21 protein-coding genes are annotated in these 23538 nt (G+C 69.7%); 7 read left to right on the top strand and 14 right to left on the bottom strand.

The features are described from left to right. Positions 1-20 precede the first annotated feature (20 nt). Together ACJJV7_RS14110 and ACJJV7_RS14105 are read right to left on the bottom strand one after the other, a co-directional pair. Positions 21-1742 (bottom strand): ABC1 kinase family protein, encoded by a 1722-nt coding sequence (locus ACJJV7_RS14110; protein ID WP_405374909.1) that lies wholly within the window; start codon positions 1740-1742, stop codon positions 21-23. Next, on the bottom strand, positions 1739-2320 hold the full coding sequence (locus ACJJV7_RS14105; protein ID WP_405373693.1) for a PadR family transcriptional regulator: 582 nt from the start codon (positions 2318-2320) through the stop codon (positions 1739-1741). The genes ACJJV7_RS14110 and ACJJV7_RS14105 overlap by 4 nt, the downstream gene beginning before the upstream one ends. A 256-nt stretch (positions 2321-2576) precedes the next feature. Between ACJJV7_RS14105 and ACJJV7_RS14100 the strand changes: the two genes are divergently transcribed. Continuing rightward, positions 2577-3611, top strand: a complete 1035-nt coding sequence (locus tag ACJJV7_RS14100) for a hypothetical protein (protein ID WP_405373695.1) — start codon at positions 2577-2579, stop codon at positions 3609-3611. Between the two features lie 96 nt (positions 3612-3707). On the opposite strand, the gene ACJJV7_RS14095 is transcribed toward ACJJV7_RS14100, so the two are convergent. From ACJJV7_RS14095 to ACJJV7_RS14085, 3 genes are all read right to left on the bottom strand, one after another. Then, positions 3708-5027 carry a M18 family aminopeptidase gene (locus ACJJV7_RS14095; protein WP_405374911.1) on the bottom strand — a complete coding sequence of 440 codons (1320 nt, stop codon included), beginning with the start codon at positions 5025-5027 and terminating at the stop codon, positions 3708-3710. Positions 5028-5092: 65 nt separating this feature from the next. Beyond that, the gene (locus ACJJV7_RS14090; protein ID WP_405373696.1) at positions 5093-6712 is read right to left on the bottom strand and encodes a DHA2 family efflux MFS transporter permease subunit; all 1620 of its coding nucleotides are present in this window, start codon (positions 6710-6712) and stop codon (positions 5093-5095) included. 74 nt (positions 6713-6786) lie between these two features. Continuing rightward, complete coding sequence (locus ACJJV7_RS14085) at positions 6787-7281, bottom strand: metallophosphoesterase family protein (protein WP_405373698.1); 495 nt, start codon at positions 7279-7281, stop codon at positions 6787-6789. A 198-nt stretch (positions 7282-7479) separates the two neighbouring features. Here ACJJV7_RS14085 and ACJJV7_RS14080 point away from each other — a divergent pair, with 198 nt between their 5' ends. From ACJJV7_RS14080 to ACJJV7_RS14070, 3 genes are read left to right on the top strand one after another with little or no spacing between them, the layout of a single operon-like run. After that, a complete protein-coding gene (locus ACJJV7_RS14080; RefSeq protein ID WP_405373700.1) occupies positions 7480-7716 on the top strand; it encodes a hypothetical protein in 237 nt (78 codons plus the stop codon). A gap of 13 nt (positions 7717-7729) precedes the next feature. Further along, entirely contained in the window at positions 7730-8542 is an 813-nt protein-coding gene (locus ACJJV7_RS14075; RefSeq protein WP_405373702.1) for a cytochrome c oxidase assembly protein, read from the top strand. Beyond that, complete coding sequence (locus ACJJV7_RS14070) at positions 8539-9024, top strand: DUF2243 domain-containing protein (protein WP_405373704.1); 486 nt, start codon at positions 8539-8541, stop codon at positions 9022-9024. The genes ACJJV7_RS14075 and ACJJV7_RS14070 overlap by 4 nt, the downstream gene beginning before the upstream one ends. Positions 9025-9112: 88 nt before the next feature. Here ACJJV7_RS14070 and rhaS read toward each other — a convergent pair whose 3' ends face one another. The 4 genes from rhaS to ACJJV7_RS14050 are packed head-to-tail and all read right to left on the bottom strand — an operon-like array spanning position 9113 to position 13839. Next, positions 9113-10159: a rhamnose ABC transporter substrate-binding protein gene (gene rhaS, locus ACJJV7_RS14065; protein ID WP_405373706.1), complete on the bottom strand. Its 1047-nt coding sequence runs from the start codon at positions 10157-10159 to the stop codon at positions 9113-9115. 37 nt (positions 10160-10196) lie between these two features. Beyond that, on the bottom strand, positions 10197-11270 hold the full coding sequence (locus tag ACJJV7_RS14060) for an ABC transporter permease (RefSeq protein ID WP_405373708.1): 1074 nt from the start codon (positions 11268-11270) through the stop codon (positions 10197-10199). After that, positions 11267-12316, bottom strand: coding sequence for an ABC transporter permease (locus tag ACJJV7_RS14055; protein ID WP_405373710.1), 1050 nt, complete (start codon positions 12314-12316; stop codon positions 11267-11269). The genes ACJJV7_RS14060 and ACJJV7_RS14055 overlap by 4 nt, the downstream gene beginning before the upstream one ends. Further along, a complete protein-coding gene (locus ACJJV7_RS14050; RefSeq protein ID WP_405373712.1) occupies positions 12313-13839 on the bottom strand; it encodes a sugar ABC transporter ATP-binding protein in 1527 nt (508 codons plus the stop codon). The genes ACJJV7_RS14055 and ACJJV7_RS14050 overlap by 4 nt, the downstream gene beginning before the upstream one ends. 152 nt (positions 13840-13991) lie before the next feature. Here ACJJV7_RS14050 and ACJJV7_RS14045 point away from each other — a divergent pair, with 152 nt between their 5' ends. Then, positions 13992-14999, top strand: coding sequence for a LacI family DNA-binding transcriptional regulator (locus ACJJV7_RS14045; RefSeq protein ID WP_405373714.1), 1008 nt, complete (start codon positions 13992-13994; stop codon positions 14997-14999). Positions 15000-15002: 3 nt separating this feature from the next. On the opposite strand, the gene ACJJV7_RS14040 is transcribed toward ACJJV7_RS14045, so the two are convergent. The 4 genes from ACJJV7_RS14040 to ACJJV7_RS14025 all read right to left on the bottom strand — a co-directional run bounded on the left by ACJJV7_RS14040 (position 15003) and on the right by ACJJV7_RS14025 (position 20094). Next, positions 15003-16757, bottom strand: a complete 1755-nt coding sequence (locus ACJJV7_RS14040; RefSeq protein ID WP_405373716.1) for a glycoside hydrolase family 35 protein — start codon at positions 16755-16757, stop codon at positions 15003-15005. Between the two features lie 76 nt (positions 16758-16833). After that, positions 16834-18180, bottom strand: coding sequence for an ABC transporter substrate-binding protein (locus ACJJV7_RS14035; RefSeq protein ID WP_405373718.1), 1347 nt, complete (start codon positions 18178-18180; stop codon positions 16834-16836). 62 nt (positions 18181-18242) lie between these two features. Further along, positions 18243-19163: a carbohydrate ABC transporter permease gene (locus tag ACJJV7_RS14030; RefSeq protein ID WP_405373720.1), complete on the bottom strand. Its 921-nt coding sequence runs from the start codon at positions 19161-19163 to the stop codon at positions 18243-18245. A 1-nt stretch (position 19164) separates the two neighbouring features. Continuing rightward, positions 19165-20094, bottom strand: a complete 930-nt coding sequence (locus ACJJV7_RS14025; RefSeq protein ID WP_405373722.1) for a carbohydrate ABC transporter permease — start codon at positions 20092-20094, stop codon at positions 19165-19167. 123 nt (positions 20095-20217) lie between these two features. Between ACJJV7_RS14025 and ACJJV7_RS14020 the strand changes: the two genes are divergently transcribed. Next, the gene (locus ACJJV7_RS14020) at positions 20218-21258 is read left to right on the top strand and encodes a LacI family DNA-binding transcriptional regulator (protein WP_405373724.1); all 1041 of its coding nucleotides are present in this window, start codon (positions 20218-20220) and stop codon (positions 21256-21258) included. 42 nt (positions 21259-21300) lie between these two features. Here ACJJV7_RS14020 and ACJJV7_RS14015 read toward each other — a convergent pair whose 3' ends face one another. Then, the gene (locus tag ACJJV7_RS14015; protein ID WP_405373726.1) at positions 21301-22776 is read right to left on the bottom strand and encodes an MDR family MFS transporter; all 1476 of its coding nucleotides are present in this window, start codon (positions 22774-22776) and stop codon (positions 21301-21303) included. Positions 22777-22884: 108 nt separating this feature from the next. Between ACJJV7_RS14015 and ACJJV7_RS14010 the strand changes: the two genes are divergently transcribed. Continuing rightward, complete coding sequence (locus tag ACJJV7_RS14010; protein ID WP_405373728.1) at positions 22885-23529, top strand: TetR family transcriptional regulator; 645 nt, start codon at positions 22885-22887, stop codon at positions 23527-23529. Positions 23530-23538: the final 9 nt, after the last annotated feature.

Raw genomic sequence — 23538 nt, 5'->3', positions numbered from 1 at the left:
CCGCACGGCGCGGCCGGCGATCAGGGTCGGCGCCCGAAGATCCCGCCGAAGAGGGAGTGGAGCAGAGGGAGCACCGAGCCGGTCATGAGCACGGTGCCGAAGACCGGGTCGTCGGGTCGGAGGATCGCTCCGCCGACGAAGAGCCCTGCGAACAGCATCGCGGAGAGGGTCCGGCGGCCCAGTCGCTCGAGCCCGGCGACGCGCCGCTCGAGGGCGGGGTCGGCGCGGGTGATCCTGCCTTCCTCGAACCGGGTCAGGAAGCCGTCGACGTGACCGGGGAGCTTCGCCGCCGTGCCCACGAAGGCGACGGCGCGGGCGGCGAGGTCGCGGACGACGCCGCCACCCTCCTCGCGCACCAGGCGCCCGGCGTAGGGCTCGACCGCATCCCACAGGTTGAACTGCGGGTCGAGCGCGCTCGAGACACCCGATGTGAGCGACATCGCACGCACGATGAGCAGGAAGTTCTCGGGCAGCTGGAACGGAAGGCTCCGCACCACGTCCTGGAACTCCATCGCGAACGCGCGGAACTCCCGAGGATCGACCTCGCGCAGCTGCGCGAACCCCATCCCGCCGAAGCGCGCGAACAGCTGGGTCATGGCGCGCTCGAGCTCGGTCGTGTCGGCGGAGGGAAGCAGCACGCCCACATCGCGAATGCTCTGCACGAGCGCTGCCCCGTCGCGAGAGGCGACGGCGATCATCAGGCGCCGGAGACCGCTGCGGAGGGTCGGTGGAACCTCGCCCATCATCCCGAAGTCGATGAACGTGAGGCGCCAGCTGCGCGATTGCGGCGTCTCCTTCGGAATCCGGGTGACGAAGATGTTGCCCGGGTGGGGGTCGGCGTGGAAGAACCCGTGGGCGAAAACCTGGTCGAACATCACCGAGGCGAAGACCGCGGCGACCTCGGCCGGATCGATGCCCGCCGCCTGCAGCGCCTCATGGTCGGTGATCTTGATGGCCGACACGTCCTCGAGCGTGAGTGTGCGGCGCGAGGTCCGCTCCCACACGATGCCGGGCACACCGACGCGCTCGTCGCCGGCGAAGTTCGCCGCGAACCGCTCGGCGTTGGCGGCTTCGTTGAGGTAGTCGATCTCTTCGAGGCTCGTCACCGCGAACTCCTCGACCAGCGCCGGCGCATCGACGCGATCGGAGACGATCCGCACGCGTGTGAGCCAGCCGCCGACCCGCCGCAGTGCGGCCAGGTCGGTGTCGACGATGAGCTGAATGCCGGGGCGCTGCACCTTGACGATGACATCGCTGAGGCCCGACTGCTCGGCATCCTCCGATGAGAGGCGGGCACGATGGGCCTGGCCCAGCGAGGCGGCGGCCACGGGGGCGGGATCGAAGCGCTCGAACGCGCGGGTCAGCGGGACGCCCAGCTGCCCCTCAGCCACAGACCGGATGCCGTCGAACGAGACGGCGGGCACTTCGTCCTGCAGGCCCTCGAGCTCTTTCGTGATCTCGGGGGGCAGCACGTCGAGGCGCGACGACATGAACTGCCCCACCTTGATCATCAGTCCGCCGAGGTCGACCGCGAGGGCGTGGAAGCGCCGCGCGATGCGCTGCAGGCGCACGGCGCGGCCGCGCGCTCCCAGCGCGCCGAGTCCGATGCGCGGAAGGAACAGTTCGAACCACCAGGTGACCGCCAGTGCCCGCGCGGCGAAGCGCAGGATACGGCGGTACCGGCGGCGTGCTGAGCGGTCGTCGGGGAAATCGACCCGACGCCCCCGTGCCACGCGGCTCAGCCCTGAGCGAGCAGCGCGTACAGCCGACGACGTGCGTCGTCGATGACGTCGACCGCCTGCTGCACCTGCTCGGGGGTGCCGGTTCGCGCGACCTGCGCGGCTGCCTGTGCCAGCTCGACGCCCGCCTTGGGAAGAGCGGTCATCCGCACGTTCTCTTTGGGGGTGCTCTCCCAGGGCGCGGACTTCGTGCCGGTGGCTTCGGTCTCTGCGCGGCCGTGGTCGGTCAGCGCGTACGTCTTGCGTCCGCCCGCTTCCTCCGCGGTGATGAGGCCCTCGTCGGCGAGGAGCTGAAGGGTCGGATAGACCGACCCCGCGCTCGGCTTCCACGAGCCGTTGCTGCGCTCGTCGATCTCCTGGATGATCTGGTACCCGTGCATGGGGCGCTCGGCCAGAAGGGCGAGCACGGCGGCGCGGACATCCCCGCGGCTCATCCGCGGGGTGGCGGGACGGTGCTCGAAGGCCGTGCGGAGCTGGTCGACGGCCTCCCAGACGCCGGCGCCCAGGTTGCCGATGCCGAAGCCGGGGGTGTTGCCGCCGAAGCCGCTGCCCGAGAAGCTGCTGCCGAATGGATTGCTCATGAGGTCTCCTTCAGAGTGGTTACCGATAGTCAACGATATATCGGTAACGGGCGGCGGCGGCCGTCTCCCGACGAACTCATAGGTGCGATCGGGGGCGCATGACCGGGACTTTTCGCACTTTTGCCTGACATGCGGCGTCCAGGGAACACAAGGGAAGCGTCCAGGAACGTGGGCCAGACTCGACGACTTGTGCCCGCCCGAACGGTCACACGCGTCGTCACGACGCGCTTTCCCGACACGAAACGCTCCTCACTTCATGCCTACTGACACGACTTCGCACGCCACCCGCCGCTCCAACCGCCTCACCGAACGTCGACTCCGCCGCCGCCCCCTGCTCGTCGCGACCACCATCACCGCGACCCTCGTCGTCGCCGCCAGCGCGACTGCCATGGCACCGGTGCCCTCCGCGGCACAGGACTCCGAGCCCGCTCAGGTCACGTACGCGCTCGCATCGTTCCGCACGGCGTTGCCCGAGACTCTCGACACCGCACTCACCACGCCGCCGGCCCCGGTCGCCGAGACCGCCCTCACGAAGGCGGATGCCGCGATCGCCGCGTCAAAGGATGTCACCGCCGACATCAAGAAGTCCGGACTCGATGTCGGCACGAAGGACACCGCCGTCGACACGTCGGACCTCCTGACCGCGGTCGACACCCTCGAGACGCTGACCAGCCTTCCGCTGTTCGACGCCGATGACGCCGCTGCCGAGGTCGATGCCGAGGCCGCTCAGGTCGGTGAGGAGGCGAGCGCACTGCGCGGACGCCTCGACGCCGCCGTCGAGAAGGAGAAGGAGCGCAAGGCCGCCGAAGCCAAGCGCAAGGCCGAAGCCAAGGCCGCCGCCGAGCGCAAGGCCGCCGAAGAAGCCGCGGCCGCGGAGGCCGCAGCGGAAGAAGCCTCGTCGTCCTCGTCGTCCTCGTCTTCCTCGTCGTCGTCTTCGTCGTCCTCCTCATCGTCGTCCAGCGCCCCGCGCGCGGCGAGCGGGACCAGCGCGGGAGCCGCGCAGTCCACCGCCCGCAGCATGCTGGGTGGCTACGGCTGGGGCGACGACCAGTTCTCGTGCCTCGTCTCGCTGTGGAACAAGGAATCGTCCTGGAACTACAAGGCGTCGAACCCGTCGAGCGGTGCGTACGGCATCCCGCAGGCGCTCCCCGGCAGCAAGATGGGCAGCGCCGGCAGCGACTGGCGTACCAATCCGGCGACGCAGATCGCCTGGGGGCTCGGCTACATCGACGGTCGCTACGGCAGCCCCTGCGGCGCCTGGGGACACTCGAAGTCGGTCGGCTGGTACTGACCCTCACGAACCGTGGATGCCACGGGGATGCACCTGATCGGGTGCGCCCCGTGGCATCCGTCGTTTCGGAAGCCGGAACCGGATCGGGAACAAAACTCAGCTCGTGAAGAAGACCTCGGCGACGCGGCGCAGATCCGCCAGGTCGCTGACGCCGGCCAGTTCGCGCGCGGAGTGCATCGACAGGATCGGGATGCCGACATCGACCGTCGCGATTCCGAGACGCGTGGCCGTGATGGGGCCGATGGTCGACCCGCAGGGCACCGCGTTGTTCGAGACGAACTCCTGGCTGCCGACGCCCGCGGCGGCGCACCAGCCGTTCCAGGCGGCAGCGCCGACGCCGTCGGTCGCGTAACGCTGGTTGGCGTTGATCTTGAGGATCGGTCCCGAGCCCAGACGGGGCTGCACGACCGGGTCGTGCTTGTCGGCGTAATTCGGGTGCACCGCGTGGCCGACATCGCTCGAGACGCACCAGGAGCCCGCCAGGGCGCGGAACTGCTGTTCGCGGTCGGCGCCGAGCGAGACCTGCACGCGCTCGAGGACGTCGGCGAGGAACGGTCCTGCGGCGCCCGACCGCGTGGCGGAGCCCACCTCCTCGTGATCGAAGACGGCGAGCATCGCGATCCGGGCGCCGTCGAAGCCGTCGGCGGCCCGCCCCAGGGCGACGACGCCGGCGTGGACCGAGGCCAGGTCGTCGAGCCGGCCTGACGCGAAGAACACGTCGTCATGCCCGAACACCTCCCCGCGCGCCGCGTCGGCGGTCACGACGTCGTAGCCGCGGATGCGGGCGGCATCCACCTCGGCATGGCGGGCGAGCTCACCGAGGAGATCGGCGGAGTCCGCTTCGCCGAGCCCCCACACGGGCTGCGTCTGACGCTGACGGTCGAGCGCCAGGCCGTCGTTGACCTCGCGATCGAGGTGGATCGCGAGCTGCGGCAGCCGCAGGAGGGGCCCGGTGGCGGCGAGGACGCTCGACCCGTCGTCGAGGACGAGGCGTCCCGCGAGGCGGAGCTCCCGGTCGAGCCAGGAGTTCAGCAGCGGCCCGCCGTAGACCTCGACGCCGGCCTGCAGCCAGCCGAGCGAGCCGGTCGTCGGCCGGGGCTTCAGCTTGAAGGCCGGCGAATCGCTGTGGGCGCCGAAGATGTGCACCCCCGTGGCCGCATCGGCGGTTGCCGGAACCACCCAGCCGATCACCGCGCCGTCGCGGACGACGAAGAAGCGGCCGCCGGGCTGCGAGGGCCACGCGTCGCGCTCGCTCAGCTCACGGAAGCCGGCGCCCCGAAGCCGACGGGCCACCTCGGCCGCGGCGTGGTAGCTCGACGGCGACGCCGCCACGAAGTCGGCGAGGTCGTCGGCGTGCCCCCGGGCCGCCGTGCCTGCCGGGGCGACGGAACGATCAGGATCGGCGGACTCGGGCAGGACGGCATCGGACACAGAAGACCTCCGGGGGACGCGAGCGGACCCTCCGATCGTAGTTCGCGGCCTCAGGGGGTCGCGTCTGCCGCGGCTCGCTCCCCCGCACCATCGGCCTCGCGCCGCGACGGACGCGAGCCGCCGAGCGCCAGCGTCGCCGCGAGCCCGATTGTGAGGAACCCGGCGGCGGTGAAGGCGGACGCCCGGGTGCCGTCCGAGAACGCCGCGCGGGCGGCATCCGCATACGACGCGGTCGCCGGATCGGCGGCGAGACCGTCGATCGCCGCTCCGGCGGAATCGACGACGGCGGCGACGACCTGATCGCGCTGGGCGGCGGGAGCGCCGGCATCGTCGAGCGACGAGCCCAGGAGTCCGCTCGTGGTGGTGAACAGCACGGTGCCGAGGATCGCGACGCCGAGCGCCGACCCGACCTGCCGCGCGGTCGACTGCGTGCCCGAGGCCTGACCCGACTGCTCCACCGGGATGTCCTGCAGGACGACGCCGGTGAGCTGGGCCGTGGCGAGCCCGACCCCGAAACCGTAGACGCCGAGCGCAGGGATCAGCCATCCCCATGCGGCATCCGGACCGACGATCAGACCCACCCAGACGATGCCGACGATCTCGGCGGCGATGCCGACCCGCACGATCACGACGGCCGGGATCCGGTTCGACAGGGCTCCCGCCGCGCCGCTGGCGAAGAACGAGCCGGCGGCGAGCGCCAGCAGGAGGAAGCCGACCTGGAGAGCGTCGAAGCCGAGGACGAACTGCAGCCACAGCGGCAGGGACAAGATGATGCCGAACTCGCCCAGGGAGACGACCAGCGCCGCCACGTTGCCGTTGCGGAACGATGCCGTGCGGAACAGCGAGAAGTCGATGAGCGAGCTGCGACCCGCCCGCGCCCTCGCGAGACCCCACCAGATGAAGGCTGCCAGCGAGAGAGCCGACGTCGCGAACGCGAACGGGATCGGCGAGACGCTGAGCGGCCAGGTCCGCCCGCCGATCGAGAGCCCCTCCTCTGTCGTCCACCATCCGAACGACCGGCCCTCGATGAGGCCGAACACGAGGAACCCGAAGAGAAAGACCGACAGGAGTGCGCCCACGCCGTCGATGGGACGCCGCACGCGCTCCCGCGACTCGGCGACCGTCAGCAGCACGCCCACGATGATGATCGCTCCGAGCGGCACGTTGATGCCGAACGCCCAGCGCCACGAGAAGGCGGTCGTGAGCCACCCGCCGAGGAGCGGGCCCACCGCGGCCATGCCGCCGATCGTCGACCCCCAGACGGCGAAGGCGATCCCGCGCTCTTTGCCGCGGAACGTCGAGTTGATGAGCGAGAGTGTGGTGGGGAGGATCATCGCCCCGCCGACGCCCTGCACCAGCCGCGCGAGGATCAGCAGCTCCCCGTTCGGGGCGAGTCCCGCCAGCACCGACGACGCGGCGAAGACGGTCACGCCGATGAGCATGACGCGGCGCCGTCCGAACCGGTCGGCGAAAGCGCCGAACAGGAGCAGGAGCGAGGCGAAGACGAGGGTGTATGCCTCCTGGACCCACTGGACCTCCGTCGAGGTGATCTGCAGCTCCTCGACGATCGACGGCACCGCCACGTTGACGATCGTCGAGTCGACGATGATCAGGGAGACGGCGACGCTGATGAAGACCAGCCCGAGCCAGCGGCGCGATTCCTTGGCCATGACATTTCCCTCGCTTATCTAGCAATACCGGGTAGACGATACTCCTTCGCGGGAGGGATGCACGTCGCGGAACGTCAGAGGCGCACGAGCTCGACCTCGGTCAGCGCTCCGCTGTCGACGGTGACGCGGAGGAGGGTGTGATCGGGCTGGCGTCGCCGGTCGGTCGGCGAACCCGGGTTGAGGAGGCGGAGTCCGCCCGGGGTGGTCGTATCCCAGGGGATGTGGCTGTGACCGAAGACCAGCAGGTCGGTGTCCGGGTACGCGGCATCCATCCGCTGCTCGCGGCGGGTCGCCCCTCCGGTCTCGTGCACGACCGCGACCCGCACGCCCTCGATGACCCGCCGCGCAACCTCGGGGAGCCTCCCGCGGAGGTCGTCGCCGTCGTTGTTGCCGTACACGCCGAGCACGTCGCCGTGCATCTCGAGCTCGTCGAGGACGGATACCGAGACCCAGTCGCCCGCGTGGACGATGAGATCCGCGTCGTCGGCGGCGCGGAGGACAGCGTCCGGCAGCGCCCGGGCCCGGCCGGGGATGTGCGTGTCGGAGAGGAGGAGCAGTCGTGTGGTCACTCCTCGATCGTGGGGGCTCGGCGCTCCCCTGTCGAGCGGGGGTGTCGAGCGGGGGTGTCGAGCGGGGATCCCTATCGAGCGGGGATCGCAGGGTAGCGGCATCGCGCGGCCGGCGACACCCCGTCGTGACCTGCCCACCCGCGCGGCACACTCGTCGAGTCCGCCGACCGGCGGGCGCCGCGACACGAAGGAGCGACGATGAGCCTGAACGACGATTCCACGCCCAGCGAGATCACCATCGATCCCGCCGACGCGCCGCTCGGCGACACGACGGTGGGTGCGACGGACGCCGCCGACGCCGAGTTCGAAGGCCGGCCGGTGGGCGACGACGCCTCCGGCGACGACAACTTGCATCCCGAGACGCAGGGCGACGACCCCATCATCGCCGAGCTCGGCGAGGACGGCGAGGGCGACCTCGCCCCTGAAGACGTCTGACCCCCCGCGGCAGATGATGGACCAGCACGGGCACGGCGCCGGCGGCGGGATGCTGACGCTCGCCCTGCTGGTCCCCTTCGCCGTCGCACTGGCGGCCTACCTGGGCGCGGCGATCCAGGACCGCCGACGCGACCGCGGCTGGCCGCTCTGGCGGATGGCGACGTGGTCCCTCGGGATCGCGATCGCCGCCGCGGGGTTCGTCGGACCGCTCGCCGATCTCGCGCACGACAGCGTCGCGGCGCACATGACGGTGCACGTCCTGACGGGGATGGCGGCACCTCTGCTGCTCGTCGTCAGCGCACCGATCACGCTGGCGCTTCGCGCCCTGGCCGTCACCCCGGCGCGCCGGCTGAGCCGGCTGCTCCGCAGCAGACTCGTACGGGTCGCCGGCCATCCCGTGACGGCGGCGATGCTCACCGTGGGCGGACTCTGGGCGCTGCACCGCACGCCCCTGGGCGAGGCCCTGGGCGCCGCTCCGCTCGGCCACACGGTGATGTCGCTGCACTTCCTCGCTTCGGGGTTCCTGTTCACCGCCGCGATCGTGCCCGTCGACCCGGCACCGCACCGCGCGTCGCTCGCCGTGCGGGCGGTCGTGCTCTGGGCAGCCGTCGCCGCGCACGGCATCCTCGCGAAACTCATCTATGTCGATGCGCCCACCGGAGCCGTGGCCGCGGACGCGCGCGTCGGCGCCGAGATCATGTTCTACGGCGGAGACCTCGTCGACGGCGTGCTGATCGTCTTGCTCTGCGCGGAGTGGTACCGGGTCACCGGTCGCCGGCATGTCCGTGCCGAGACCCGCCCCCGCGCGACAGGAGCACTCGCATGACGACGACCGACCGACGCGCGACGTGGCGGCGCGGATCCGCCTGGCGCAACCGCTCCTTCGCCGCCGGGTTCCTCCTCGGCATGGCGGCGATGGCCGCGGTCGACGAGATCGTCTTCCACCAGCTGTTGCAATGGCACCACTTCTACGACGGCGCGACGAGGGAGATCGGGATCGTGTCCGACGGCCTCCTGCACGCCACCGAGCTGTTCGGTTTCGTCGCCGGTGTCTTCCTCCTGCTCGACGCGCGCCGTCGCCGCAGCATCTGGCCGGCGGCAGCATGGGCGGGTTTCCTCGTCGGGCTCGGGACGTTCCAGCTGTGGGACGGCGTCGTCGACCACAAGATCCTCCGGCTGCACCAGATCCGGTACGGCGTCGACCTCCTCCCCTACGACCTGATCTGGAACCTCGGCGCCGGCGCGCTCCTGGCGACCGGGCTCATCATGACCGCCGTCATCGGGCGCCGCGCGCGGCGGACCGAGTGAGCCCCGCGCACAGTGCCCGGGCACGACGAAGGGCCCCGCGCATCACGCGAGGCCCTTCGTGTCGATGGCTCAGGAGTCGGGCGCCGACTCAGAAGTCGAAGTCGCCGATGTTCTCCGCGTCGAAGACGAACGGGTCTCCGAGCAGCACGGTGCCGTCGGCACCGACCTCGAACGAACCGAGCTTGCCGGCCTCGAACGAGTCGCCCTCTTCGCCGGTGATCTCGCCGGTGACGAGCGCCTGCGCGGCGAACGTCGCGAGGTAGCCGAGGTCAGCCGGGTTCCACAGTGCGAACGACGTGACGGTGCCGTCCTCGACGTACTCGCGCATCTGGTTCGGGGTGCCGAGTCCGGTCAGCGCGACCTTGCCCTTGAAGTCCGACGTCGACAGGTAGCGCGCCGCGGCGGCGATGCCGACCGTGGTGGGCGAGATGATGCCCTTGAGCTCCGGGTAGGTCTGCAGGAGCGCGGCCGTCTTGTCGAACGAGGTCTGGTCGTCGTCGTCGCCGTAGACGACCTCGACCAGCTCGATGTCGGGGTGGCTGGCCTCGAACTCGCTCTTCATGAGCTCGATCCAGGCGTTCTGGTTCGTCGCGTTGGCGGATGCCGACAGCACGGCGACCTGACCGGCGTCGCCGATCTGCTCGGCGATGAGGTCGACCTGCACCTTGGCGATGCCCTCGGAGGTGGCCTGGTTGATGAACAGGTCACGGCACTCGGGGTTCGTGTCGGAGTCGAACGTGACGACCTTGACCTCGGCCGAGCGGGCCTCGTCGAGCGCGTCGCAGATCGCCTCGGGGTCGTTCGCCGAGACGACGAGCGCTCCGGTGCCCTGCTGGGCGGCGGTCTGGATGTACTGCACCTGCGAGGTGGGGCTGGCCTCGGAGGGGCCGACCTCTTCGAACTGCCCGCCGAACTCTTCAGCCGCCTCCTCGGCGCCCGAGCTGGAGGTGTCGAAGTACGGGTTGCCGAGGTTCTTCGGCAGCATCGTGATCGAGACGTCGGCGTCGCCGCCGCCTTCTCCCGGAGCCGGGGTGCCTCCGCCGCCACCGGCGCTGCAGCCGGCGATGACGAGAGTGGCACCGATGGCGAGCGCGGTGACGACACCGACACGGCGCGTGCGCGTGAATCCGAACATCATTGTTTCCTTCCGTGGTGCGAGGGTTCGCGTGGTTCTATCGAGTCGGACCGGCGGCGCTTTCGGCGTCGCGTCGTCCTTTTCTTCGCCCGATGGCCGCGGCCCTGCTCTTGTGCAGCCATGCGAGGAGACTTGCCGACACCACGGAGAGGATGAGAAGCACTCCCGTGATGACGTTGATGATGTCGCTGGTCACTCCCGCCAGGCGCAGGGCGCTGCCCAGGATGCCGATGAGCAGCACTCCGGCGATGACGCCGTGCAGCGCACCGCGTCCGCCGAAGATCGAGACGCCGCCGAGGAGGACGGCTGCGATGATCTGGAGCTCCATGCCCATCGCGTTGTCGCCGCGGGCGTTGGAGTACAGCAGCGTGAAGTAGACGCCTGCGAAGCCCGAGACGGCCCCCGACATGACGAAGAGCAGGAACTTGCTGCGTGCGACGTTGATGCCCGAGAAGTGGGCGGCCTCTTTGTTCAGACCGATCGCGTAGAGCGAGCGACCGAACGGCGTGAAGTGCAGGAGCACCGCGAATACGAGGGCGAGGATCACGAACGGGATGATCACGACGGGGATCGGCGTGCCGGGGATGTTGGCCTTCGCGAGGTCGGTCCACTCCTCGGGGAAGTCGGTGATCGCGGTCGTGCCGAGGAGTCCGACGGCGATGCCGCGGAAGAGGGCGAGCGTGCCGATCGTCACGGCGAGCGAGGGCAGCCCGACCACGGTCACGAGGAACCCGTTCACGATGCCGGCGAGGGCGCCGACGACGATCGCGACGAACGCCGCCGCGGGGAAGGGCAGCCCCGCCTGGGTGAGGATGCCGGTCGTGACGCTCGAGAGCCCCACGATGCTCGCCACCGACAGGTCGATCTCCTCGGTGATGATGATGAGGGTCATCGGCAGGGCGATGAGCAGGATCGGCGCGATGTCGCGCAGCAGGTAGGTCACCGTCAGTGGGCTGTCGAAATTGCGGACCGTACCGAGAGCGACGACGACGACGAGGATCAGCACGCCGATGATGGTCGCCTCGCGGGTGAGCAGCGCGCGACGCCAGAGGGGCCGGCCGTGGTCGTGGTAGGTCCGTGTGGTGGCGGTACCCGTGGTGACGGCGGTCATCGGTCGTCCTCCCGTTGTGCGATGAGTCGTCGATGCTGGCGGACGGCGAGGACGCGGTCGAGCACGATCGAGCCGAGGATGAGGATGCCGACGACGGCGCGCTGCCAGAAGTCGTCGATGCCGAGGATCGGGAGGGCCCGGTTGATCGTGAGGAGGAGGAATGCGCCGATGGCGGCGCCCCACACCGTTCCCACACCGCCGGAGATGGCGACGCCGCCGATCACGGCCGCACCGATCGCCTGCAGCTCCCAGCCGAAGCCGGCCGCCGAGCTCACGGTTCCGTAGCGCGCGGCGTAGAGCACGCCCGCGAGCCCCGAGAGGGCGCCCGAGACGACGAACGCCGTGATCACCCGGCGGTTCACGCGGAGTCCGTAGAGGTGCGCAGCCGCGGGGTCGGAGCCGATCGCGTACAGCTCGCGACCGGCGCGCATGTTGCGCAGGTACCACGCCCCGGCGATCAGGACGATGACCGCGATGATGGTCAGGATCGGAATGCCGATCACCTGCTCGGTGCCGAGGCCCCGGAAATCGCGCGGCAGGTCCGACGCGTTGATGCGGTCGCTGCCAGCCCAGGCGACGTTGATGCCGCGGTAGATGTACATCGTGCCGAGCGTGATGACGAGAGCCGGCACCTTCGCCCATGCCACGAGGAGGCCGTTGATCGCGCCGAGGAGCGCGCCGAGGGCGACACCGGCGACGAAGACGACGATGGCGGGGAGGCCCTCCATGTCGATGAAGAGCCGCCCGGTGAGATAGGCCGTCAGCCCGACCACGGAGCCGACCGACAGGTCGACGCTCCGGGTGATGATGACGATCGCCTGTCCGACGGCGACGAGAAGGAGCAGCGACGGTGTGAGCAGGAGGTCGCGGAAGCCGTCGGCCGAGAACAGGAAGTTCGGGTTCGCGGCGGTGGCGGCGACGACGACGAGCACGAGGGCCACGGCGATGCCGGTCTCCCGTGCGGTCGCGATCTGTCGGACGGCGCGGCCGAGGCCGTTCGTCTCGGCCGCGGCAGGGCGGCGCGTCGTGGTGGTGGTGGTGGTCATGCTGCGGCCTCCGCGTCCGCTGTCGCCGCGAACATCACGGCTTCGGGTGTCGCTTCGGCTCGCGTGAACTCTCCGGTGAGCCTGCCCTCCCGCATCACGAGGACGCGATCGGCCATCCCGAGGACTTCGGGCAACTCCGACGAGATCATCAGAATCGCCAGGCCCTGCTGAGCCAGTTCGCTGAGGAGACGGTGGACCTCGGACTTGGTGCCCACGTCGATGCCGCGGGTCGGCTCGTCGACGATGAGCACCGTGGGCTCGGTCGCGAGCCACTTGCCGAGGACGACCTTCTGCTGGTTGCCTCCCGACAGGGTGCCGGTCTCGGCATCCAGAGCAGACGTCTTGACCTCGAGCCGGCTCGCCCAGACCCGGGCGGCCGAGTTCTCGAGCCCCGTCCAGATCAGGCCCCACTTCGCGAGCTTCGACCGGATCGCGAGCGTGATGTTGCGCGAGACGCCGTCTTCGAGCACGAGGCCCTGCTTGCGGCGGTCTTCCGGGACGAGCGCCACGCCGCGGGCGGTCGCCTTCTGCGGGTTGCCCTTGGGCAGGTTCGCCCCGTGGAGCGTCACCGATCCCGACTCATACGTGTCGACGCCGAAGATCGCCCGCGCGACCTCGCTGCGCCCGGCGCCGACGAGACCGGCGAGGCCGACGATCTCCCCCGCACGGAGCTCGAACGAGATGTCGCTGAACACGCCGCGGCGGGTGAGCCCGGTGACCGACAGCACCACCTCGCCGACCTCGGCGGGGAGCTTCGGGAAGAGCTCGGTCACGTCGCGGCCGACCATCTGGCGGACGAGTTCGTCGACGGTCGTGTCGGCGAGGACGGTCGTGTCGACGTATGCCCCGTCGCGCATGACCGTCACGGTGTCGCAGAGCGCGAAGACCTCATCGAAGCGGTGGGAGATGAACAGCAGCGCGCGGCCCTCGTCGCGGAGGCTGCGGGCGACGGCGAACAGGCGCTCGACCTCGACGCCCGAGAGGGCAGCGGTCGGCTCGTCCATGATCAGCACGCGGGCGTCGAGCGAGATGGCCTTGGCGATCTCGATGATCTGCTGATCGGCGATCGACAGTCCTTCGGTCACCCGGTCGGGGTCGAGTCCCACGCCCAGCCGGTCGAAGATGCGGGCGGCCTCGTCGCGCATCGCCTTGCGGTCGATGCGTCCGACGCGGTTGGTCGGCTGACGACCCATGAAGATGTTCTCCGTGACGGAGAGGTCGGGGAAGAGCGTCGGCTCCTGGTAGATGACCGCGATCCCCGCCGCTTTCGACTGGGCGGTGCTCGTGAAGTCGACGGACTCGCCGCCGAGGGTGAACTCCCCCGAGTCGCGGCGGTACAGGCCGGCGATGATCTTGACGAGCGTGGACTTGCCGGCGCCGTTCTCGCCGACGAGCGCATGGATCGACCCCGATGCGAGGCGGAGGCTTCCCGACCGCAGGGCGACGACGGGGCCGAACGACTTCACGACGCGCGTCAGTTCGAGCGCGGGCGGTGAGCTCTGTGGATCGGCGGCGAAGACCACGGATGCCTCCTCATTGAGGGTGAGTGTCGGGTTTGATCAGTGCCTGAATCGATTCAGGACGATTTCACGCTACTGTATGGAAACGAACTCCCACGGTCAAGTCGCCCAGCGACAGTGACCGAATCGTGACCCCGGTGGAACAAGGAGGTGCCATGCCGGTCCGCATTCGCGACGTCGCCGAGCGCGCGGGCGTCTCCGTCGGGACGGTCTCCAACGTCTTGAACCGCCCCGAAGAGGTCTCCTCCGAATCGGTCGAACGCGTCACGCGCGCCATCGAGGAACTCGGATACATCCGCAACGATGCGGCACGAAAACTGCGCGCCGGCATCTCGACGACCGTCGGCTTCGTCGTGCTCGACGGGCAGAACCCGTTCTACAACGACGTCGTCCGCGGCGCCGAAGACGAGGCGACCCGCCACGGCATCGCGATCCTCTACGGCAATACCGACGAGGACGTCTCGCGGGAGCGTATGTACCTCGACCTGTTCCAGGAGCAGCAGGTGCGCGGGCTGCTCATCGCCCCGTACGGCGACGTCACCGCACGGCTGCAGCGCCTCCGCGCGAGCGGTATCGCGGCCGTGCTCGTCGACCGGTTCAGCGGCGACGGCCGGTTCTCCTCGGTCTCCGTCGACAGCGTCGCCGGGGGTCGCCTGGCCGTCGAGCACCTCATCGAGACCGGGCGACGGCGCATCGCGTTCGTCGGCGGACCGTTCGACATCCGCCAGGTCACCGACCGCCTCGCGGGCGCTCGCGCCGCGGCGGAGAACGCCGGGGCCCACGTCGACCTCGAGGTCGTCGCGACCGGCGCCATGACGGTCGACGAGGGCGCCGCTGCGGGCGCGCGCCTCCTGGCGAGGCCGCGCCGAGAGTGGCCCGATGCGCTCTTCGCCGCCAACGATCTCCTCGCCCTGGGGCTCCTGCAGGCGCTCGTCATCGACGGGCGCGCATCGGTTCCGGGCGACATCGCGATCATCGGCTTCGACGACATCCCGTTCGCGGGCGCCGCGGCTGTGCCGCTCTCGTCCATCCGGCAGCCGAGCCGCATGATCGGCCGCACCGCGCTGCGCATCGTCCTCGAGGAGGCCGATGACCCGGGCAGCATCCCCCGTCAGACCGTCTTCCCGCCCGAGCTGATCGTCCGGGCCTCGACGGCGGGCTGACCCTCAGAAGTCCGTGTGCCCGAGGTCGGGCGCCGCCGAGAAGACGACCTCGCCCGAGCCGGCGTGCAGCTCGAAGACGATGAGCTCGTTGCGACCGGCGCGAAGAGCGGATGCCGGCACGTACAGCGTGTGCTGCGGGCCGCGCGACCAGTAGCGGCCGAGCGGGAAGCCGTTGATCCAGGCGACGCCCTTGCCCCAACCCGACGTGCGCAGGAACAGGTCGGCGGGTTCGGCGAGCTCGATGTCGGCACGACCGAAGCAGGGGCCGGCGAGGCGGTCGCGCTCCGGCGCGGCGTCGAGCGCGGACCGCACCGGATCGAGGTCGGTGAGGTCGAGGGGCAGCACGCGCCAGTCGGCGAGGGGACGCCCGTCGACGCTCACGCCGCCGAGCAGGCCTTTGGGCTCGCCGATGCGGGGGCCGTAGTTCACGCGGCCCTGGTCTTCCACGAGGAGATCGAGGGTTCCGCTCGCGTCCGCCGGCAGCGCGAGCGACGTGTCGTGATGGTCTCGGGCCAGCACCCCGATCGTGGCGCCGTCGACGCGGACGACAGCGCGGTCGCGCACCTCCCCCACATGCAGCACCCCGCGCCCGGGGGCATCGATCCGGGTGCGATACAGCGCGAAGCCGGTGTAGGCCTCGAGGTCGTCCATCGTGGGCGGTTCGGCGCGGTCGTGCCACACGCCGAGGTCGTCGGCGACCTCGTCGAGGGGCACGGTCCGGGTGATCCGGGCCGTCGGGGTGGGCGCGGGGGCGCGGCCCGAGGGCGCGTCGCCGACGTCTGCGTAGCGTGCGAGGACCTCGCGGAACGCCCAGTACTTGGCCGTCGGGGCTCCGGTCTCGTCAAGCGGAGCGTCGTAGTCGTAGCTCGTGACGAGTGGCTGGTACACGCCCTTGTCGTTCGCACCGTTCGTGAAGCCGAAGTTCGTGCCGCCGTGGAACATGTACAGGTTGACCGAGGCGCCGAGGGCGAGCAGGTCGTCGAGGTCGCGCGCCGATTCCTCCGGCGTGGTCGTGTGGTGGTGGGCTCCCCAGTGGTCGAACCACCCGTCCCAGAACTCCGAGCACATCAGGGGCCCGGTGCTCTGATGGGCGCGAAGAGTCGCCAGCCGTTCCCGCGAGCGCGAGCCGAACGAGGCGGTCTTGTGGAGGCCCGGGATGCTGCCCGCCTCGAGCATCTCGGGCGTCGGCTGATCGACGGTCGTGAAAGGCACGGTGAGACCGACCGCCCGATTGAGGTCGACGAGAGCGGCGAGGTAGTCGGCATCCGAGCCGTAGGCACCGTACTCGTTCTCGATCTGCACGAGCAGGATCGGGCCGTCCCGGTCGATCTGCCTGGGCACGAGAACGGGCGCCAACGCACGGAGGTACTCCTCGACGGCGGACAGAAAACGCGGTTCGTTCCGACGGATGCCGACGCTCCCCGATCGGAACAGCCACGCCGGGAGCCCGCCGTTGTCCCACTCCGCGCAGATGTACGGCCCCGGGCGGACGATCGCGTACATCCCCTCGGCCTGCACATCGTCGAGGAACCGGCCGAGGTCGAGCGCGCCGGTCAGATCGAACTCGCCCTCGCGCGGCGCGTGGGCGTTCCACGGGACGTAGGTCTCGATCGTGTTGAGGCCCATCTGCTTCGCCTTGCGGATGCGGTCGCGCCACTGATCGGGATGCACGCGGAAGTAGTGCAGGGCACCCGCGAGGATGCGGAACGGCCGGCCGTCGAGCTCGAAGTGCTCGTCGCCGATGCGGAAGTCGGGCATGGTTCTCCGTGGCGTAGGGGAAAGACGGGAGACGACGAGGGGCGCGGCGACGGAGCGCCGCGCCCCTCGAGGTGGGTCACTCGACGGTGAAGCCCTGCTGGTTGCCGTAGTCGACGAGCTGCTTCTGCCAGGTCGAGAGTCCCTCGTTCAGGTCTCCGGACGACAGGTACGACTGGCCGACGGTGTCACCGAAGATGCTGTTCGCGTACACCTGGTACGGGAGGTACTGCCATCCGGTGGGCACGTTGTTCGCGGCGTCGACGAGGACCTCGTTGATCTTCTGGCCGCCGAAGTACTCGGGCGCCTTGGCGAGGAACTCGTCCGACTGCAGGTCCGCCGTCGTCGCGGGGAACCCGCCCGAGGCGAGGAACACCTCGATGGATGCCGGGTCGGAGTTCAGCCACTTCAGGAAGGCCGCAGCGAGCGCCGGGTTCTTGCTCTGCTTCAGGACGACCTGGCCACCGCCGCCGTTCTCGGCCGTCACGGGGGTTCCGTCGTACGTCGGCATCGGGGCCACACGCCAGTCACCGGCGGCCTCGGGCACCGAGGACTCCAGCACACCCGGCATCCATGCACCGGTCAGAAGGGTCGCGATCGTGCCGTCGCCGAGGGCGCGGTACCACTCGTCGCTCCAGCCGGGCGTCGTGGCGAGCAGCTTGCCGTCGACGAGACGGTTCCAGCTGTCGGCCCACTTCTTGGAGCCCTCGTCCTGGAGGTTGACGGTCACGTTCGTGCCGTCGGCGCTGAACGGCTTGCCGCCGGCCTGCCACATCATGCTCGTCGCGAAGCCGGCGTCGCCGGTGTCCGAGGTGATGTAGGCGTCGGGGTCGGCGGCGTGCAGCTTCTCGGCCGCGGCGACGTACTCGTCGTACGTGGTCGGAACGTCGATGCCGTACTTGTCGAAGACGGTCGCGTTGTAGAACATCGCCATGGGGCCGGAGTCCTGCGGCAGGCCGTAGACAGCGTCGCCGACGGTCACAGCGCCCCACGGGCCGGGAGTGTACTGGTCCTCGAGGTCGCCGAAACCGTAAGGGGCGAGGTCGACGAGCGACTCCGACAGGGCGAACTGCGGAATCGCGTAGTACTCGACCTGCGCGACGTCGGGTGCGCCCGATCCGGCCGTGATCGCGTTCTGGAGCTTGGTGTACTCCTCGGTGTTCGTGCCGGCGTTCACGAGCTTCACGTCGACGTTCGGGTACGCCTTCTCGAATGCGGCGACCTGGGCCTCGGCGGACGGCGTCCAGCTCCAGTAGGTGATGGTGCCGCCCTCTTCGAGCGCTGCGGCGAGCTCATCGGCGTTGGCCCCGGGGGCGGCGGTGTCGGGTGTGCTCGCGCCGCAGCCGGCGAGAGCGAGGCCGAGCGCCAGAACCGACGCCGTGGCGGCCACGACCGTGCGCGGCCGTGATCGGGTGATGGAGGACATCTTGTTGCCTTTCGTTGTTCCACTGCACTGTGAAGGGATGAGGAGGATGACGGTCGCGGGGGTCACTGCTTGACACTTCCTGCGCTCAGGCCGGACTGCCAGAAGCGCTGCAGGACGAGGAACGCGATCACGATCGGGATGATCGTGAGGAGCGATCCGGTGATGACCAGGTTGTAGATCGGCTGGGCGGCGACACCGGTGGCCTGCGCGCTCCACTGGCTGAGGCCGACGGTGAGCGGGTACCAGGTCGGCTCGCTCAGCATGATGAGGGGAAGGAAGTAGTTGTTCCAGGTCGCCACCACCGCGAACAGCAGCACCGTGACGATGCCGGGGGCGAGCAGCCGGAGCGAGATCGTGAAGAAGGTCCGGAACTCCCCCGAGCCGTCCATCCGGGCCGCCTCGAGGAGCTCCGTGGGAACGGCGTCGACCGCGTACGTCCAGATCAGGTAGAGGCCGAACGGGCTGATCAGCGAGGGCAGGATGACCGCCCACGGGGTGTTCGTGAGTCCCAGCTGACTGAACATCAAGAAGGTCGGCACGGCCAGCGCGGTGCCCGGGATCGCGATGGCTCCCAGGACGACCGCGAACACGGCCCGGCGGCCGGGGAAGTTGTACTTCGCCATTCCGTACCCGGCCACCGTGGCGAGCAGCGTCGCACCGCCGGCTCCCACGACGACGTAGAGCAGCGTGTTGCCGAACCACTGGACGAAGATCCCGTCGCGGTACGTGACCGTGTCGACGATGTTCTGCCAGAGGGCGAAATCGGGGCCGAACCAGAGACCGAAGGTGGAGAAGAGGTCTGCCTGATCCTTCGTCGCGTTGATCAGCAGCCAGGCGAGCGGCACGACCGAGTAGATGACGAAGATCGCCATCACGATCGTCAGGGCGATCGACTTGCGCTGACGCGGAGGCGTGCGACGCACATAGGTGGGCCGCTTCGAGCGGGGGCGGGCGGGGGCGGTGAGCGTCTGCGTCGCGGTCATCTCAACGCACCTCCTGTCGTGAGCCGCGCAACTGCACGATGTAGGCGATGGTCGCCGTGATCACGCCCATCACGATCGCGACGGTGGCGGAGTAGTTGAACTGCTGACCTGCGAACGAGAGGTTGTAGGCGTACATGTTCGGGGTGAAGAAACTGGAGATGACGTTCGGCGCGAGGTTCTTCAGCAGGTTCGGCTCGTTGAACAGCTGGAAGCTGCCGATGATCGAGAAGATCGTGGCGATGACGATCGAACCGCGCAGCGACGGGATCTTGATGCCCGAGATGATGCGGAACTGGCCGGCCCCGTCGATCTCGGCGGCTTCGTAGAGCTCGGTGGGGATCACCTTCAGCGCGGCGTAGAAGATGAGCATGTTGTAGCCCATGAACTCCCACGTGACGATGTTGCCGATCGACGCGAGGATCCAATCGGCGCTGAACGGCCGCAGGAACTCGAACCCGATGAGGTCGTTGATCGAGCCCGACAGGCCGAACTGGTTGCCGTAGATGAAGCCCCAGATGAGGGCTGCCACGACACCGGGCACGGCGTAGGGCAGGAAGATCGCGATGCGGAAGAAAGACGACCCGTGCAGGCGTGCACTGTCGATCGCGAGGGCCGCGACCAGCGACAGGACGAGCATGATCGGCACCTGGACGACCAGGAAGAGGGTGACGCGCCACAGTGACTCCCAGAACTTGGCGTCCTGGAACAGCGCGATGTAGTTGTCGAGGCCGACGAAGCCGTTGCCGCCGACGAGCTGCTGGCGGAACAGCGTGAGATAGAGCGCGTACACGACCGGTGCCACGAGGACCGCGAGGAAGACGATCATGAACGGGCCGACGAATGCCCAGCCCCGCCAGTCGCGGCGGGTGCGCCGCCGGGCGGGCAAGGCGAACGCCGTCGGGGGCGAGGGGGGTGCTGACGCCGTCGTCATGATCAAAGTCCGTTCGTTGACCGAGATGCAGAATGTTTACGCGAACATTCCGGTGGCGAGCATAACATGTTTGCGTAATCATGGAAGAGTGGATTCCGACGGAAGACAACGAGGCTGCACAGCATGACGACGACTGACCCTCCCCCGGCACGGCCGCGCCGCCGGGCCGCGTCGATGGCCGATGTCGCCCGGCACGCCGGCGTCTCGTCGCAGACGGTGTCGCGGGTCTCGAACGGGTTGAGCAACGTCGACGAGACGACGCGATCCCGCGTGCTCGACTCGATGCGTGCGGTCGGCTACCGGCCCAATGGCGCGGCGCGGGCACTCAAGTACGGCCGGTTCCACACCGTCGGCGTCATCATGTTCACCCTCGAGACGCTCGGCAACGTCCGCACTCTCGACGCGATCGCGACCGAGGCCGCCGCGGCGGACTACAGCGTGACCCTCATGCCGGTCCCCGACCCGACGCTCGGGTCGGTCACCGGCGCCTATCGCCGCCTGAGCGAGCAGGCCGTCGACGGGATCATCATCATCTTCGAAGCCTCCCTGCTCGACCGGGTCGAGATCACCCTGCCGGTGGGCCTGCCCGTCGTCGTGATCGACTCGAACGCCGGTTCCGGCTTCACCGTCGTCGACACCGACCAGGCGCTCGGGGCCCGCCTCGCCACGCAGCACCTGCTCGACCTCGGCCACCGCCAGGTCTGGCACATCGCCGGGCCGGCGTCGTCGTTCTCGGCGACGCACCGCACCGAATCGTGGGCCGCGACCCTTCGTGGTGCGGGCATCGAACCTCCGGCGGTGGTGCACGGCGACTGGTCGACCGATTCGGGCTACCGCATCGGGCTCGAGCTCGGACGACGCCCCGAAGTGACGGCGATCTTCGCCGCCAACGACCAGATGGCCCTCGGCACGATGCGCGCGCTCCACGAGCTCGGACGAGCGATACCGGGCGATGTCAGCGTCGTGGGCTTCGACGACATGGATGAGGCCCGCGCGTTCTGGCCGCCGCTCTCCTCCGTGCGCCAGAACTTCCGCGACGTGGGGCGCGTGGCGATGGAACGCCTGCTCGCCCAGATCGCCGACCCCACCCCGACGGGCGAGACGACGCTGATCCCGACGGAGCTGGTCGTCCGCGACAGCAGCGGGCCGGCGCCCACGCGCTGACGCACGAGTGCCGGCCCGCTGAGGCCCGAGAGGAGTGCCGGCTCAGTGCGCGGCGGCGACCGGTTCGGCAGCGTTCGCAGGGCGGCGCACGAAGAACGTGAGCACGACGGCCGCTGAGGCGATGATCGCACCGACGAAGAATGCGGTGTGCACACCGGTCGCGGTCGCCGCGACGGCATCCGCTCCCGACTCGGCAGCCTGGGCCGCACCGACCGACATGAGCGTGACGAACAGCGCCGTGCCGGCGGCACCGGCGACCTGCTGGAGCGTCCCGACCGTCGCGCTGCCGTGCGAGTAGAGCCTGCTCGGAAGCGAGCCGAGCGCCGACGTGAGGAGCGGCGTGAAGACGCAGCCGAGGCCGAGGTTCAGCGTCACGTGCACGGCGATGACCCACCCGATCGTGGTCGAGGCGTCGAACGTGGTCATGCCCCACAGCGCCGCGGAGGCCACGAACATGCCGGGGATGACGAGAGGCGTCGGCCCGAAACGGTCGAACAGCGCACCGACGATCGGCGCGATGATGCCCATCAGGATGCCGCCGGGAAGCAGCATGAGCCCCACCGTGAGGGTGTCGAGGGCGAGGACCTGCTGCAGGTAGATCGGCAGCAGGATGAGCGATCCGAACAGCGCGGCCATGACCACGACGACGAGCGCGACGGCGATGCTGAAGGACCGCGACTGGAAGGTGCGCAGGTCGAGCAGGGCCGCATCCGTCTTCTGCAGGCGGAGCTGACGACCCACGAAGGTCGCGAGGGACAGGGCGCCGATGACGAGGGGGATCCAGACCGGCACCGGCGCGTGCCCGGAGGCTGCCTCGCCGATCGAGCTGAGACCGAAGATGAGACCGCCGAAACCGACGGCCGACAGGACCACCGAGAGCGGATCGAACTTCGCGTCGCGCGTCTCGGTGACGTTGCGCACCCAGAGGGCGCCGAGCGCCAGGGCGAGCAGGGCGATGGGCAGCACGAGCCAGAACATCCAGCGCCAGTCGAGGACCGACAGGATGAGCCCCGAGACCGTCGGACCGATCGCGGGTGCGACGGCGATGACGATGCTGATGACGCCCATCATGCGGCCGCGGTGACTCGGCGGGACGACATTGAGCACCGTCGTCATGAGCAGGGGCATCATGATCGCCGTTCCCGACGCCTGGACGACACGGCCCGTCAGCAGCATGCCGAAGCCCGGCGCCAGCGCCGCGATCAGCGTGCCGACGGCGAACAGCGACATGGCGGTGAGGAAGACGCCGCGCAGCGGGAACCGCGCGAGCAGGTAACCGGTGAGCGGGATCACCACGGCCATGGTGAGCAGGAAGCCGGTCGTGAGCCACTGCGCGGTTGCGGCGGTGATCGCGAGGGCCTCCATGAGGCGCGGGAGCGCGACGCCCATGATGGTCTCGTTCAAGATCACCACGAAGGCGGCGGCGACCAGGAGCGCGATCACGGGTCCGGTGCGGACGGCGGGAGCCGCGACCGCGGGCACAGCGGCGGTGTCGGGGCGGGAGTCGTGCAGAGTCATGGGGGCCTTCGGATCGTGCGGACGGAGGGTCGGCTCACCGTCGTGCCGACCTGTCGATACTACATGGCAGTGACTGCCACTTTGGCGGCGTGTGCGAGAATTGTCGACATGACCGACTCCGCTCCCCCCGTTCCGCTCGAGGGCCTGCGTGAGCGGCGCCGGCGCGAGACGCTGCGGGAGCTCTCGGATGCCGCGATCGAGCTGTTCGAGCAGCACGGCGTCCACCGGACCACCGTCGACGACATCGCCCGCCGCGCCGGAACGTCGCCGCGTACGTTCTTCCGCTACTTCCCGACCAAGGAGGCGGCGGTCTTCGGCGATGCCGAGGATGCCGCAGCCGTCGAGCGCGACGTCGCAGAGGCGATCGCGTCGGGCGTGCCGCTGGTGCAGGCGATCGAGCAGAGCTGGCTGGTCCTGATCGACCACTTCGACTCCCACGCCGACGAGCATCCGCGTGCGCTCCGGGTGCGGCGCCTCGTCGGCAGTGAGCCGACGCTGCTCGCCCTGGCGCTGCGGAACGAGGCCGAGCAGGCCGACCGGCTCACCGCCGCCGCGATCGCCGCCGCAGGGGAGGATGCCGATGCTCTCGGCTCGCGCGCGGGCATCGCATCGATCGCGCTCATCATCCGGCTGTCGTTCGAGGAGTGGGCCCGCCGCGCGGAGGACGGCGGCCACGCCCGCGTCCGCGCCATCTACGCCGAGATCCGACGCAGCGTCGCGGCCCTCGCCGGCCAGCTCAACGACGTCGACTGATCGCACGGC

The sequence above is a fragment of the Microbacterium sp. Ld4 genome (assembly GCF_045066555.1).
GTDB lineage: Bacteria > Actinomycetota > Actinomycetes > Actinomycetales > Microbacteriaceae > Microbacterium.
Note: the sequence above shows the minus strand (reverse complement) of the source record. Positions and strands in the feature narration are given on the sequence as shown.

What these genes read in the sequence shown, in the direction of transcription:
- ACJJV7_RS14045 (WP_405373714.1), top strand. Translation starts at nt 13,992, where the DNA reads ATGCCGGTCCGCATTCGCGACGTCGCCGAGCGCGCGGGCGTCTCCGTC.
- ACJJV7_RS14025 (WP_405373722.1), bottom strand. Translation starts at nt 20,094, where the DNA reads ATGACGACGGCGTCAGCACCCCCCTCGCCCCCGACGGCGTTCGCCTTG.
- ACJJV7_RS14070 (WP_405373704.1), top strand. Translation starts at nt 8,539, where the DNA reads ATGACGACGACCGACCGACGCGCGACGTGGCGGCGCGGATCCGCCTGG.
- ACJJV7_RS14080 (WP_405373700.1), top strand. Translation starts at nt 7,480, where the DNA reads ATGAGCCTGAACGACGATTCCACGCCCAGCGAGATCACCATCGATCCC.
- ACJJV7_RS14010 (WP_405373728.1), top strand. Translation starts at nt 22,885, where the DNA reads ATGACCGACTCCGCTCCCCCCGTTCCGCTCGAGGGCCTGCGTGAGCGG.
- ACJJV7_RS14035 (WP_405373718.1), bottom strand. Translation starts at nt 18,180, where the DNA reads ATGTCCTCCATCACCCGATCACGGCCGCGCACGGTCGTGGCCGCCACG.
- ACJJV7_RS14040 (WP_405373716.1), bottom strand. Translation starts at nt 16,757, where the DNA reads ATGCCCGACTTCCGCATCGGCGACGAGCACTTCGAGCTCGACGGCCGG.
- ACJJV7_RS14060 (WP_405373708.1), bottom strand. Translation starts at nt 11,270, where the DNA reads ATGACCGCCGTCACCACGGGTACCGCCACCACACGGACCTACCACGAC.
- ACJJV7_RS14075 (WP_405373702.1), top strand. Translation starts at nt 7,730, where the DNA reads ATGATGGACCAGCACGGGCACGGCGCCGGCGGCGGGATGCTGACGCTC.
- ACJJV7_RS14105 (WP_405373693.1), bottom strand. Translation starts at nt 2,320, where the DNA reads ATGAGCAATCCATTCGGCAGCAGCTTCTCGGGCAGCGGCTTCGGCGGC.
- ACJJV7_RS14015 (WP_405373726.1), bottom strand. Translation starts at nt 22,776, where the DNA reads ATGACTCTGCACGACTCCCGCCCCGACACCGCCGCTGTGCCCGCGGTC.
- ACJJV7_RS14055 (WP_405373710.1), bottom strand. Translation starts at nt 12,316, where the DNA reads ATGACCACCACCACCACCACGACGCGCCGCCCTGCCGCGGCCGAGACG.
- ACJJV7_RS14030 (WP_405373720.1), bottom strand. Translation starts at nt 19,163, where the DNA reads ATGACCGCGACGCAGACGCTCACCGCCCCCGCCCGCCCCCGCTCGAAG.
- ACJJV7_RS14020 (WP_405373724.1), top strand. Translation starts at nt 20,218, where the DNA reads ATGACGACGACTGACCCTCCCCCGGCACGGCCGCGCCGCCGGGCCGCG.
- ACJJV7_RS14100 (WP_405373695.1), top strand. Translation starts at nt 2,577, where the DNA reads ATGCCTACTGACACGACTTCGCACGCCACCCGCCGCTCCAACCGCCTC.
- rhaS (WP_405373706.1), bottom strand. Translation starts at nt 10,159, where the DNA reads ATGTTCGGATTCACGCGCACGCGCCGTGTCGGTGTCGTCACCGCGCTC.
- ACJJV7_RS14090 (WP_405373696.1), bottom strand. Translation starts at nt 6,712, where the DNA reads ATGGCCAAGGAATCGCGCCGCTGGCTCGGGCTGGTCTTCATCAGCGTC.